Origin of the sequence: Bradyrhizobium niftali, assembly GCF_004571025.1 — a bacterium.
Taxonomy (GTDB): domain Bacteria; phylum Pseudomonadota; class Alphaproteobacteria; order Rhizobiales; family Xanthobacteraceae; genus Bradyrhizobium; species Bradyrhizobium niftali.
Genome location: NZ_SPQT01000018.1, coordinates 71,811 through 84,469, shown reverse-complemented (window position 1 = coordinate 84,469; position 12,659 = coordinate 71,811). Strand labels below are relative to the sequence as shown.

The 12,659-nt window shown below is 66.2% G+C and carries 12 protein-coding genes and 1 pseudogene; 4 read left to right on the top strand and 9 right to left on the bottom strand.

Annotated elements, in window-relative coordinates:
- Positions 1 to 9: 9 nt before the first annotated feature.
- From E4K65_RS27755 to E4K65_RS27730, 6 genes and pseudogenes are all read right to left on the bottom strand, one after another.
- A pseudogene (locus tag E4K65_RS27755) lies at positions 10 to 882 on the bottom strand (carbohydrate ABC transporter permease); the annotation flags it as partial.
- A 68-nt stretch (positions 883 to 950) separates the two neighbouring features.
- Entirely contained in the window at positions 951 to 2,243 is a 1,293-nt protein-coding gene (locus tag E4K65_RS27750) for an ABC transporter substrate-binding protein (RefSeq protein ID WP_135176823.1), read from the bottom strand.
- 249 nt (positions 2,244 to 2,492) lie between these two features.
- Positions 2,493 to 3,290 (bottom strand): adenylate/guanylate cyclase domain-containing protein, encoded by a 798-nt coding sequence (locus E4K65_RS27745; protein WP_135176822.1) that lies wholly within the window; start codon positions 3,288 to 3,290, stop codon positions 2,493 to 2,495.
- 124 nt (positions 3,291 to 3,414) lie between these two features.
- Complete coding sequence (locus E4K65_RS27740; protein ID WP_167771209.1) at positions 3,415 to 4,620, bottom strand: adenylate/guanylate cyclase domain-containing protein; 1,206 nt, start codon at positions 4,618 to 4,620, stop codon at positions 3,415 to 3,417.
- Between the two features lie 109 nt (positions 4,621 to 4,729).
- Positions 4,730 to 5,314, bottom strand: a complete 585-nt coding sequence (locus E4K65_RS27735; protein WP_135176820.1) for a HutD/Ves family protein — start codon at positions 5,312 to 5,314, stop codon at positions 4,730 to 4,732.
- Between the two features lie 176 nt (positions 5,315 to 5,490).
- Positions 5,491 to 7,578 (bottom strand): adenylate/guanylate cyclase domain-containing protein, encoded by a 2,088-nt coding sequence (locus E4K65_RS27730; RefSeq protein ID WP_135176911.1) that lies wholly within the window; start codon positions 7,576 to 7,578, stop codon positions 5,491 to 5,493.
- A gap of 312 nt (positions 7,579 to 7,890) precedes the next feature.
- On the opposite strand from E4K65_RS27730, the gene E4K65_RS27725 reads away from it, so the two are divergent.
- From E4K65_RS27725 to E4K65_RS27710, 4 genes are read left to right on the top strand one after another with little or no spacing between them, the layout of a single operon-like run.
- Positions 7,891 to 8,196 (top strand): BufA1 family periplasmic bufferin-type metallophore, encoded by a 306-nt coding sequence (locus tag E4K65_RS27725; RefSeq protein ID WP_018645959.1) that lies wholly within the window; start codon positions 7,891 to 7,893, stop codon positions 8,194 to 8,196.
- 47 nt (positions 8,197 to 8,243) lie between these two features.
- On the top strand, positions 8,244 to 9,152 hold the full coding sequence (bufB, locus tag E4K65_RS27720) for an MNIO family bufferin maturase (RefSeq protein ID WP_135176819.1): 909 nt from the start codon (positions 8,244 to 8,246) through the stop codon (positions 9,150 to 9,152).
- Positions 9,142 to 9,921, top strand: coding sequence for an HvfC/BufC N-terminal domain-containing protein (locus E4K65_RS27715; protein ID WP_135176818.1), 780 nt, complete (start codon positions 9,142 to 9,144; stop codon positions 9,919 to 9,921). Before bufB ends, E4K65_RS27715 begins: the two co-directional genes overlap by 11 nt.
- Positions 9,921 to 10,430 (top strand): DoxX family protein, encoded by a 510-nt coding sequence (locus tag E4K65_RS27710; protein WP_135176817.1) that lies wholly within the window; start codon positions 9,921 to 9,923, stop codon positions 10,428 to 10,430. The genes E4K65_RS27715 and E4K65_RS27710 overlap by 1 nt, the downstream gene beginning before the upstream one ends.
- 121 nt (positions 10,431 to 10,551) lie before the next feature.
- On the opposite strand, the gene E4K65_RS27705 is transcribed toward E4K65_RS27710, so the two are convergent.
- The 3 genes from E4K65_RS27705 to E4K65_RS27695 are packed head-to-tail and all read right to left on the bottom strand — an operon-like array spanning position 10,552 to position 12,634.
- The gene (locus E4K65_RS27705) at positions 10,552 to 11,400 is read right to left on the bottom strand and encodes an SDR family NAD(P)-dependent oxidoreductase (protein WP_135176816.1); all 849 of its coding nucleotides are present in this window, start codon (positions 11,398 to 11,400) and stop codon (positions 10,552 to 10,554) included.
- A 9-nt stretch (positions 11,401 to 11,409) separates the two neighbouring features.
- Entirely contained in the window at positions 11,410 to 11,961 is a 552-nt protein-coding gene (locus E4K65_RS27700) for a carboxymuconolactone decarboxylase family protein (protein WP_135176815.1), read from the bottom strand.
- Positions 11,939 to 12,634 (bottom strand): TetR/AcrR family transcriptional regulator, encoded by a 696-nt coding sequence (locus E4K65_RS27695; protein WP_135176814.1) that lies wholly within the window; start codon positions 12,632 to 12,634, stop codon positions 11,939 to 11,941. Before E4K65_RS27695 ends, E4K65_RS27700 begins: the two co-directional genes overlap by 23 nt.
- Positions 12,635 to 12,659: the final 25 nt, after the last annotated feature.

Genomic DNA, 12,659 nt, shown 5'->3' with positions numbered 1-12,659 from the left:
GTCGCGAGATCAACCATCGTAGTGCACCCAGTAGCGCGATGACAGGAAGGACAACGCGGTGAAGGCCGCGATGATCACCACCAGCACCCAGGCCAGCGCGGAGGCATAACCCATGCGGAAATAGGCAAAGGCTTCTTGGTAGAGATAGAGCGTATAGAACAGCGTCGCATCGATCGGGCCGCCGGTGCCCCCGCTGATGATGAAGGCCGGCGTGAATGCCTTGAAGGCGTCGATGGTCTGCACCACGACGTTGAAGAAGACCACCGGCGTCAGCAGCGGCAGGGTGATCCGCCAGAATTGCTGGCTGCGGCTGGCGCCATCGATCTCAGCGGCCTCATAGACGTCCTTCGGAATTTGGCGCAGGCCGGCGAGGAAGATGATCATCGGCGAGCCGAACTGCCACACGCTCAGCGCCACCAGGGTGTAGAGGGCGGTGTCGGGATTGGAGATCCAGCTCGGTCCATGAATGCCCACGAGCTTCAGCGCCTGGTTGAGCAGGCCGTCGCCGGCGAACAACTGGCGCCACAGCACCGAGATGGCAACGCTGGCGCCGATCAGCGACGGCAGATAGAAGATTGCCCGGTACAGCGGCAGGCCGCGGAGGCCCCGGTTCAGGATCGTTGCCACCAGGAGCGCGAAGGTGAGCTTGAACGGCACGGCCAGCGCCACATAGAGGAAGGTGACGTGCATCGCCGCGCTGAACTTGGGATCGCTGGTCGCGATGCGCACGTAGTTGGCGGCGCCGACCCAGCGAGGATTACTCAACAGGTCGTAATCCGTGAACGACAGATACAGCGAGACCAGCGCCGGCCCCAGCGTGAGCCCGAAAAAGCCGATCAGCCAGGGCGCGAGAAACAGATAGCCCGCGGCGCTGTCGCGCCAGGAGGATTCGGGCGCGCGTGCGGCCGCGACGGGTGTGGCAGCGTCGATCAGTGTATCCGCCACCGCTTCTATCCGCGGGCCAGCACGGCGGCCGCCTCGGCGACAAACTGCTTGGCACCGTCGGCGGGGGTCAGGCGGCCGAAACCGACCTGCTCATTGACGCGCCGCAGCACGCTCTGGATTTCGCCGGCGCCGCGCGGCGGCGGAGGCGGCAACGGCCCAACCTTGTCGCTGACCAGGCTGATGTAGTCGACCATGGCGCGACCGAGGTCGTCGAGCGTCGGCGTCACGACGTTGCGCACCGCTGATGACGGCGGCACGCCGCGTTCGACGCCGAGCACCTTGCCGGCTTCGAGGTCGGCGACGAAGTAACTCACGAGCTTGACCGCCGCCTCGGCCTGTTTCGACTGCGCCGCGACGCTCCACATCATGGCCGGCTTCAGATACTGGCCGGGCTTCGCGCCTTTTCCTCCATCGGGATAGGTGGACAGGCCGAGCTTGCTCTTGCTGATGGCCTGGAAGCCGACCAGCTGGTTGGAGTGGGCAAACGCCATCGCCGTCTTGCCGATCGACAACAGGTTCGAGTCGATCTCGCCGCGGTCGAGCGCCTGGGTATCCGGCGCGGCGCTGGCGCCGCGTTTGCGCAGGTCGCTCCAGAACGCGAACCATTCGGCCATGTCCTTTTCGTCGTAGCCGACCTTGCCTTCGCCCGTGTACAGCGACTTGCCGCGCTGGGTGAGCCAGACCTCGAGAAGCGGCTCGTTGCGGCCGCCGTCCTCCATGCCCGTAAAACCGTCGCGCTTGGCGGCCTTGGTGATCTCGGCGGCGAGATCGCCAATCTCGCTCCATGTCATGTTCCAGACCGGCTCTCTCAAGCCGAGACTCTGGATCAGCGCCTTGTCGTAGACCATCGCCGTTGAGTTGAGGCCGAGGCTGACGCCGTAGATCTTGCCGTCGACCTTGCCGCTGTCGACCGCGGCCGGGCTGAAATCCGTCAGGTTGAGAGCGTTCGGCACGTAATTGTCCAGCGGCAACAGCGCGCCGCGGCGGGCGTATTCGTAGATGTAGCGGTAATCCATCTGCAGCACGTCGGCTGCATTGCGGCCGGCGGTTTGCGTCGCAAGCCGCGCCCAGTAGTCGGTCCAGCCTAGCGACTCGCCGGCGATCGTCACCTCCGGATGGCCGCTCACATAGAGCTTGTTGACCTTGTCGGTGCGCTCCGCCCGTTCCTTGGCGCCCCACCAGAACATGCGCAGCCGCAACTCCCCCGCCACAGCGGAAAAATCGCCGAGGCCCGCCAGCGTTGCACCGCCGATACCGGCTCCGATCAATGAACGACGCGAAAGCGCAAAGCCGCTCATGACTTGTCCTCCCTGACCTCGTGTCGATCAAGGCGCGTATACGGCCCGGTCGATGACACCAGTTCACCGCGTGCCAATGCGCGAATTGCGCAACGTGCCGCTTTTTTACCGAACGTAGCGGCGCCATGTCGACTTTGTCAAACGCGAGCTCGGTTCCTACGCACAACGAACACGATCGAACGCAGACGAAAGCGCAGCAAAATCACGGAAGCATGACGGACGCTATCCTGCCGCTCATAACAAGCCCCCTCACCCCTCCACCCGCCACAGCCGCCACTTCTCCGGCACGCCCTTGAGCTGATGCACCCCGTGGTCCCTGAAGCTGATCGCCGACTGGGTCTTCAGCAAATCCTTCACCGCACTCGACACCAGGACCTCGCCGGCGCGCGCCTTGGCGGCGACACGGGTGCCGATGTGAAAGGCGAGACCGACCATTTCGCCGCCGCTGATGGTGTATTCGCCGGCGTGCAGGCCCACCCTGATGTCGAGGCCCAGCGTGCGCACGGCTTTCTGGATCGCAGTCGCGCAGCTGATGCCGGCGGCGGCCGCCTTGAACGTCGCGAGCACGCCGTCGCCGGTCGTCGTGACTTCCTTGCCGCGCGAGGTCTTCAGCTCCTTGCGGACGGCCGCGTAATAGTGGCCCATGATCTTCGTCCAGCGCGCATCGCCCAGCTTCGCGGCCTTTGCGGTGGAACCGACGATATCGACGATCAGGATGGTGGCGAGTGCCTGTTTGGGCTCGGCGCTGCCGCCGGTCGACCGGCGCCGGTTCGCAATCGGCCCGGCCAGCGGCTCGTAACGATGGTTGCGGCGCCGCGCGATCGCGGCCTTGGCATAGTCCTGGGCACGCTGCGCCGTGCCGCAACGAATGGTCTTCTCCTGCGGCAGACGCGACCAGTAGACCTTGCGCCCGTCTCCGGCGCCATGGACCTCCACGGCGCCCCACTTCAGGAAAACCGCCGAGCCAACGCGCCTGACACACCAGGCCTTCGACGTGTATCCGGAGACGTTGGACTGATGGACTCCGATGCGAAGAAATTTTGGCATGAACGCGCGGCCAATCGTAGGAACGTTTGGGCTACCCAGGGTAAAGGGTAGTCGGACATTCCCGCGTTGGCAACAAGACTCCCCGATCGAAGATTTTGCCGATGGCGCTTGCGTCAGCTCGCGATCACGTCGTGGGGCCCGGCTCGAACGCAAACAGCTCGATCGGTTCGCTGAATCCCCGCACCTCGTGTTCGCCTACCCGCTCCAGCTCGAATCTCGGCTCCACCAAATCGGCGAACGCGCGGGACAGCAGCACCTTTTTTCCCAGCTGCTTGGTGAGCGCCTCGAGACGCGAAGCCATGTTGACGGCGGGGCCGATCACGGTGAAGTCGAGCCGGGTGGTCGAGCCGATATTGCCGTACATGACGTCGCCGACATGGACGCCGATGCCGTAGTTCAGCGGCGCGCGGCCGCTGCCGTTATTCCGCTCGTTCAGCGCGACCATCGCCGCTCGGGCCTCGGTCACGGCATGCAGCAGGTTTGCGCAGGCATTGGGCTGGCTGAGCGGGAAGATCGCGAGCAGGCCGTCGCCGATGAACTTTAGGATCTCGCCGCCGTGCCGCGCGATCGGCTCGGACATCGCGTCGAAATAGTCGTTGAGCAGGTCGATGACGTCGTCGCGCGGCCAGTTGTCGGAGATTTTCGTGAAATCCCTGAGGTCGCAGATCATGATCGCGGCGCGCACCGTGGTGCCGGTGCCGCGCCTGGTGGCGCCGGCCAGGATCAGCTCGCCGGCATGGGAGCCGACATAGGTCTCCAGCAGCGTTCGCGCCAGCCGGTTCTTGATGCGGATTTCGCTGACCAGCGCCAGCACCGGCAGCAGTTTCTTCAGCGCAGCGATGTGCGCGTCGTTGAAACCGCCGGGACGGTCGGTCGCGAAGGTGACGAGATGGCGCTTGCCGAGGGTGTAGTAGAGCGGCCAGGCCACATAGTCGGTCAGGCCCTTGGTCCGCATCTCGTCATAGAGGGCGTGCTTGCGGCCGAGCGCCGGATCGCGTTCGAGGTTCTCGCGCACCTCGGTCGCCCCCTCGAACATTTCGTTGGCGGGACTGCCGATGAATTCGGACCGCTCGCGCACGTCATAATCGACCCGCGCGATCTCGGCCTCGCGCATGCCGTCGGACCACATGAAGCGGGCCCCCAGCCATTGCGGATGATGGATCAGGACGTGAAGCGTGGACCGCTTCAGCGGAATGCCGGCCTGCTGGAGGCGGAGACACATCTGCGCAAAGATATTGTCGATGAAGCGCTCGTCGCGCGTACCGTTGGTCAGCCAGTCGACGACGCCGTCGGACAGCGTGGCGGGCGGATTTTTGTCTGGCGCGTTCATATCCTGGCCCTTCGCGGCGGTCTGCACGTGAGGAGATATCGTGCTCCGGCGCGACCGCGTCAACCTAGCCAGTTGCCCGGATTGTGCGCATCGGCCGCGCGGCTGCCGCCTAGCCGGCGAGCCGGATCGATCCCAGCACCGCCAGCCCCGAAACGAGCGCGAGTTGCGATGCCTCGGTCAGCTCGACCTTCAGCGTGCTGCCATCGGGGATGACAAACTCCTCGCTATTGAGACGAATGCTGCAATTGCCGGAAACCGCGTAAACCAGATGCGTGCCGGCGGACAATGGCCGATCGCCGGGCTCCCGGAGTGCCAGAAGCGCGATCTCCGCCGCACCGCGCCGGGCCATCAGGTTCACGACCTCGACGGGACCGGCCTCGAGCTCGGTCACGATCTCGAGCTCGCCGGTGAAGCGCACGGTCGTGAACGGTTCGCGCTCGTCGAATTCCTGCCCCGGTGCTTTCAGCACCAGCCCGCGCCCCGCGACGACCATCTGCAAGCGGTCGATGCCGGGCATGTAGGAGAACGGACCGGGCGCCACGATCGGCGTGGACGCAAAGCGCCAGAGCAGGCTGTCCCAATCCTTCGCCGGGCTACCTGCACGATGGGCGTCCGCGATATCGGTGAAGATGCCGCCGCCGTTCTTCCAGGGCGAGCGGGTGTAGTCTTCGGATTTCAGCAGGGTGGTTTTCATGTCCTGGAGTCCGTCCGGAAAGGCCGTGGCCCGATATCACAATGGACCAAGGCTTGCGATCCTGGAACAGCAAATCGCGATGTCGTCCTGGCGAAAGCCAGGACGACATCGGGGAGACATGCCGGCGCGGTCGACGGCCCACATCCATGCAGGCCGCCCGGTCCTCGCCTCCGCGACTATTTTGTCGTCAGCGCCGCGATCGGGCGCCACGCAGCATCGGGCGCGGCGGCAGCAAGCTGCCGGCAGCGGTCGCGCATGAGTTCGGCCGGGCGATCGGCGCCGCGCTCGCTCAGAACGGCTTCGAAATCAGCGAGCGCGTCGGCAAACCGGTGCGAGCGGTAATTGGCAAGACCGCGTTCGTAGTCCGCGATCCATCCCGCCGCGACCGGGCCTTCATCCGCGTTTCCGACGAGCTCGTGGACCGAGAGCCCCTCCTCTCGTCCGTAAACCGCAATGCGGTCGATCTCACGCGAGACGATGGCACCGCGCGCCAGACGTTCGGTCGCCTCGCCGATCAGGATTTGCGTTCCGTAGGATTTGTTGGCGCTCTCCAGCCGGCTGGCGACATTCACGGCATCGCCGATCACGGTGTAGTTCAGCCGCAGCTCCGAGCCGATATTGCCGACCAGCATGCGGCCGGAATTGATGCCGATGCGGATCTGGAGCGGCTGGCCGAGATCGTCGGCAAGGCCAGACTGGTCGATCACCCTGCGGCAGGCCAGCGCCGCGCGGCAGCATCGCGCAGCGTGGTCCTTTTGCGGCTGCGGCGCACCCCAGAACGCCATGACGGCGTCGCCGATGAATTTGTCGATGGTGCCGCCATTGGCGACGATGATTTCCGAAGTGAGGTCGAGATAGCGTGACAGCAGCGGCACCACGCGGTCGCCCATCCGCTCGGATAGTCCGGTGAAGCCGGCGATGTCGATGAACATCACGCTGAGCTCCTGGATGCTGCCGCCGGGCCTTGCCTCGACGCCCTGGCGCAGCAGGGCGCGGACGAGATCCGCCGGGATGTACTTGCGGAAGGCGGAAAGGCCGGCCGCCATCTCCGCGATCGCACCCGACAGGCTCGCGATTTCCTTGAGGCGCGACGGGTGGCGGCGGACCTGCTCCAGCGCGAACGCTTCGACATGGCGGAGCTCGCCGACGACGCGCGACAACGGCGCGGCGATGACGGAGCGCGCCAGCATCGCCGACGCCAGCGCCGCGAGCACCGCGCCGACGGCAAGGCCGAGGATCAGACGGCGAAGCGTGGTCTCGACGGGCCCGAGAAATTCGGCCTCCGGGATCACGGTGGCGAGCGACCAGCCGGGAAACGGCAGCGGCGTCAGCGCGACCTCGTAGGCCGCGCCGCGTGAGGTCAGGCGGCTCCGCCTGGCCTCCTTGCGGCCGGCCTCGCCCGCCTTTTCGAGCGCTGCGCGCGCCAGCGGGAGCAGCGTGATATCGCCGCGCGCCGGATGCAGCTCGTCGGCATCCTTGTCGGGGGCTGCGACGAGCTCGCCGCTGCCATCGACGATGAAAGCGGTTCCGGTGCGCCCGACCTCAAGCTGCGACAGGAAGCGCGCGAGCCTTGTATATTCGATGACGACGGCCAGAACACCTTGCCGCTCCTGGTAGACGTCGATCGGTCCGGCAAAGGCGATCGACGGCCGCTCGCCGGTCGGATGGCCCATGACCCTGAACCATTGCGGGTCGTCCGCGGTGAGCCCGGCCTTGAACCAGGCCTGGTCGGCGACGCGGAAATCGGTCGGCTCGAAACGGCGGTTGGCGAATTCGATGTCGCCGGGCACGACGTCGTATTCGTCGACGCGGCGCTGACCCGGATGGTCGGTCAGCGAGATCTCCATCATTTCCAGCCGGCGGTCGCCGAGCTTGTGCGCAGCAAAGAACGAGCCGTCGGGCCAGCCAAAGGCGACCCAGGAGATCGTCGCCTGCGACTGCAACTGCGAGAGAAAGACGAACTCGCGCTTGTCGGCCTCGCGGGTGTCGAGCACATTCTGGAGGAACAGCGTGCGAATGGCGGTATGCGCGGCGCGCGCCTCGTCGACGATGGCCGAGACCTCCTTGCGCACCGCCGCCACGATCTGCTCGTTGATGGTGGAAGCGAGTTGCCGGCTGGTCGCCTCCGCCGTGCGCCACCACAACAGGCTGGAAAGGGCGGCCGTCAGCAGGATCGCTGCCAGGACCAGCGCGGACACGGCGAGGCGGATGCTGACCGTCAGCCGTGCGATCGCCTGAATCCGCCGTGCGGGATCAACGTTCATCGCGGTTTCGCCTTCGCGGGGCCAGCGCATCATCTGACATCGTTCTACGCCGCCGCCCGTCAATCGTTACCTCTGACAGCTGCGGGCCATCCTTGCCAATGCCCTGTAGCTAACGTCTCGATAGAGCCAAGGCATTGGATTTGCGCCGGCGCTTGCCCGTTAATCCCGGCCCAAGCGCACCAACCGGGCGCCCCGACCAATCGGTCTCACGGATTCGTGAGCATCCCGACCGTAACGCCGGCTGCGCGCGAGGCGAATGAGACAATGCGCCCTCGCCTGCCAGGCGATGCCATCTCGAACAGGAGAACTGCGATGTCTGCCAAACACGTTGTCACCACGCTCGCTCTCGCCGGCGCCATGTCGACCGCGCTCGCGACCCTTGCCGCCGCCGGCCCGCTGACCAAGGCCGAGGCCGATGCCGCCGTCGCCGCCAAGAAGGAGAAATGCTTCGGCGTCGCGCTGAAGGGCCAGAACGATTGCGCGGCGGGCCCGGGCACGACCTGCCAGGGTACCTCGACCGTCGACTTCCAGGGCAACGCCTGGAAATTCGTGCAGGGCGGCACCTGCACCAGCATCGACCTGCCGGGCGGCAAGAAGGGCTCGCTCAAGCCGGTCTGACGGCCCGGCCGATCCATCACGCCACACGAAGGAAGCGGAGAGGTATCATGATCACGGCCATCAAGCCCGCCACCGTGCCGCTCCGCTTTTCACTTCCGATCGGCGGTGTCGCCGGAACCAGCTTCAAGCCCGAGCACCTTCCCGCGATTCTCGAAGCCGGCCCGCAAGCCGGCTTCTTTGAGGTGCACGCCGAGAACTACATGGGCGCGGGCGGACCGCCGCATCGCGCGCTGGAGACGATCCGCCGCGACCATCCGCTATCCCTGCACGGCGTCAGCATGTCGATCGGCGGACCCCAGCCGCTCGACAAGACGCATCTGGCGCGCTTCCGCAGCCTCGTCGCGCGCTACCAGCCCGCACTGGTCTCAGAGCATCTGGCGTGGTCGACGCATGAGACCAGCTTCTTCAACGATCTGCTGCCGCTGCCCTATACCGAGGCGACACTGGCCTGCGTCTGCAATCACATCGACCAGGTGCAGGAGGCGATCCGCCGTCCGCTGCTGCTGGAGAACCCGTCGACTTACCTGACCTTCTGCGAGTCCGCGATGAGCGAGACCGATTTCATTCGCGGTATCGTGGCGCGCACGGGATGCGGCCTGCTGCTCGACATCAACAACGTGTTCGTGTCAGCGACCAATCACGGCTTCCCCGCGCTCGACTACCTCGCCGATTTCCCGCTTGCTCACGTCGGAGAGATTCATCTCGCCGGCCACGCGGAGCAGACCGATGATGACGGCAACCTCCTCCTCATCGACAGCCACGACGGCCCGGTCGCGGACGCCGTGTGGAAGCTGTTCGAGATCATCGTGGCGCGGCGCGGTCCCGTGCCAACGCTGATCGAATGGGACAGCAGCATCCCGGCATGGCCGATCCTGCGGGCCGAGGCCGCCGCCGCGCAGGCGATCCTCGATCGCTGCAAGCTGGCCGCAGCAACGGAGGATCGCCATGCGGCGTGATGCTGACCTTGGATTTGCCGCAGCCTTCGCGCCACCGCTGCTCGACCCCGCGCGCGAGGTGCCGACGGCCGTGGCCGGCCGGAACGGCAAGCCGGCGGGCCGACGCTACGACGTCTACCGCAACAACGTCACGGTCAGCCTGATCGAGACGCTGGCTGCGATCTATCCGGCGGTGCAGCGCATCACGGGACCCGATTTCTTCCGCGCCATGGCGCGCTTCCATGTCCGCAGCAGCCCGCCGGCCTCGCCGCTGCTGTTCGAATATGGCCACGACTTTCCGGACTTCATCGCCGGGTACGAGCATGCGCAGGATATGCCCTGGCTCGCCGACGTCGCCCGCATCGAGCGCGCCTGGCTCGATGCCTATCATGCCGCCGACGCGCTAACGCTGGCGCCGATGCGGCTGTTCGCCATCGCGCCGGAGCGGCTTGGCGATCTCGTTCTCGCGCCGCATCCGGCCACGCGAATCGTACGATCGCCATATGCGGCCGTGACGATCTTTGCCGCCAATCGCGACAGCGCGCCCGTGGCACGCATCGACGCGTCCACGCCGGAAGACGCCCTGATCACCCGGGCCGAATTCGACGTCGTGGTGCGCCACCTTCCGCCCGGCGGCGCCGTCTTTGCCGCCAGCCTGATGTCCGGCCAACCGCTCGGCGCGGCCGCAATGGCAGCGTTCGACGCATCGCCTGAATTCGACATCGCCGCGAACATCGCCGGCCTGATCGAGGCGGGCGCATTCACCTCGCTTGCTGCTGGAGATGCATGATGATCACGGACCAACGCATGACGACCAGCGGCAGCCTGCCGTCACTCGGGCTGCTCGTCGACAAGGCCAATCAGCTGGTGCAGACGATTGCGGCTCCCTCGCTTGTCCAGCTCGTGCTGCGCGTGGCGCTGTCCGTACCGTTCTGGCGCTCGGGCATGCTGAAATGGGGGGGCTTCCTGCGGCTCAACGACACCGCGGTGACGCTGTTTAGCGACGAGTTCATGCTGCATCTGCCCGGCGGGCCCTACCACTTTCCGGCGCCGGCGGTGATGGCTTTCCTGTCGGGCTGCGGAGAGATCATGTTCCCGATCCTGCTGGTGCTGGGACTAGGCACGCGGTTTGCGGGACTCGGACTATTGTTCATGACAGTGATCGTCGAGCTCACGGTGCCCGACGGCTGGCCGATCCACCTCACCTGGGCGGCCATGGCGCTCGGCATCATGGCCTACGGGCCGGGGAGCCTCTCGCTCGACCATCTCATCTGTCGTGCACGATCGCACGGGCGATAGGCACTCGCCGCCGCTCGCGTCCGTAGCCCGGATGGAGCGCAGCGCAATCCGGGTCAGCTCGGGCGATGAGGCAGCGCTCCCGGGTTACGCTTTCGCTCCATCCGGGCTACGGGATCAGATCCTACATCCCGCTCAGGCCGCTATCCACCGCGAGCGTCTGCGCGGTGACGTAGACGCTTTCGTCCGACAGGAAGAACAGCACCGCATAGGCGATCTCCCACGCGGTCGCCTGGCGGCCGAAGGGGACATGGCCCTTGCCGCGCGAGGGGCGGCCGGCGCCGGCTTCGCGGCCGTTGGGAGTGTCGACGAGGCCGGGATAGACGAGGTTGGCGCGGATGCCGCGGCGCGCGCCGAGATGGGCGATGTTGCGCATCAGGCCACCGAGCGCGGCCTTGGAGGAGTCATACACCGCCATCTGCGATCCGGCCTTCAGCGCCGCGATCGAGGAGATGAAGACGATGGCGCCGCCATTGTCGAACTTCGGCAGAGCGGCGCGGGAGCACAGCATGGGGCCGCGGACATTGACGTCGTAGATCCTGTTCCACTCCTCGGGGCTGACGGCATCGAGACCGACCTTGCCGAAGGTGCCGATGTTCAGAACCATGCCGTCGAGCCCGCCCAGCGCGCGGTGCGCATCGTCGACCATGCGCTGAACGTCGGCCTCGGACGTGACGTCGGCCGCGATGGCAAAAGCCTCGCCGCCTTCGTCGGTGATGCGCTTCACCGTCTGTTCGGCGGAGCTGCGGTTGAGATCGGCGACTGCGACCTTCGCGCCTTCACGGGCGCAGAGGATGCTCATGGCGCGGCCGTTGCCGATCGGATCGGTTAAGGCATCGAACACGCGCTGGCCGCCGCCGACGATCAGGATGCGGCGTCCGCTGAGACGTCCCCTCCCCGGCGCCTCGCCGAGCGACTCGGCGCTTGGCGGACGGACGTAACGCTCCGGCTTGATCTCGGAATTCTCAGCCATGCGCTCCGCCTATTTCTTGCCGCCGTCATAGACCTTCATGCCGGCCGCGGGATCGAGGTCGGTCTCGGTCGCCTCGGTGAGGCGCGCCATCATCATGTAGAAGCCGAGCGCGACGATCGATTCCACGATCTCCTGGTCGCTGAAGTGGCGGCGCATGCCGGCGAAGGTCGCTTCCGCAACGCGGACGTTCTCGACGACCTCGCGGCCGAATTTCAGCAGCGCGCGCTCGGCATCGCTTAAGCCGGCAGCATCGTACTCGCAGCGCTCGACCGCATCGATCTGTCCTTTCGTGCAGCCGACGCCGAGCGCGATCGGCACGTGCTGGCGCCACTCATACGCGCCGCCTTCGAGCTGCGCGGCCTGGAGGATCAGGAGCTCGCGGTTGACCGCCGAGAGCTTCTGCTTGTGCAGGATCGAATTGCCGAGCCGCATCGCCGGGATCATGTTGGCCTCGGCATGCGCCATCATGCGAAAGATGTTGAGCTTGACCGGCATGCGGTCGAACGAGGCGCGGATGTCGCCGCTCGTCGTCTCCGGATCAATCAGGGGCAGCCTTGCCACGCGTTTCTCCCTTGGGTTTTCGTTTCTTGTCGTCGCCGTTGCCTGCCGCGATCAACGACAGGAAGAAGGCGAGATAGCGGTCGATCGCCTCGATCACCTTCGGCCGCGAGGACGGCGTCGCGCCCATCACGTAATGTTCGAGGCGGATATAGATGAGGCCCGCCGCGAACAGCCGTGCGGTCTCGCGCGGATCCGGCGTCGCGACGAGGCCGGCGAGCGCGAAGCCGCGGAAGTAATCGGTCATCAGGCTCTGCTCGCGCGCGTAAAAATGGTCGGCGAACTTGGCACGGATGCCGGGCACGCGGTTGCGCTCGGCGGTGATCACCTTCTGGAACTGATGCTCGCGCGGATCGGACCATTGCTCGACGAGGTCCAATGCAAACTGCCGGCAGAACGCGGCGGGCTGGCGCGCGAGCTGCTTGTAGCGCGGCTCCTCCAGCCGGCTCGCCGAGCTGGCCGGGCCGTGCTCGGCAACGATCGCTTCGAGGATCGCGGCCTTGCCGGCGAAATGATTGTAGAGGCTGCTCTCGCGGATGCCGACGCGGCGCGCGAGCTCGCGCATCGAGGCGCCGCCATAGCCGCTCTGCGCGAACAGATTGAGCGCTTCGATGAGGATGCGCTCGCGGGTGGTGGGCGCGGCCGCTTCCGCCGCGCTGGAGGTGTGGACAACCATGCGCTTGACTAACGAACGATCGTTC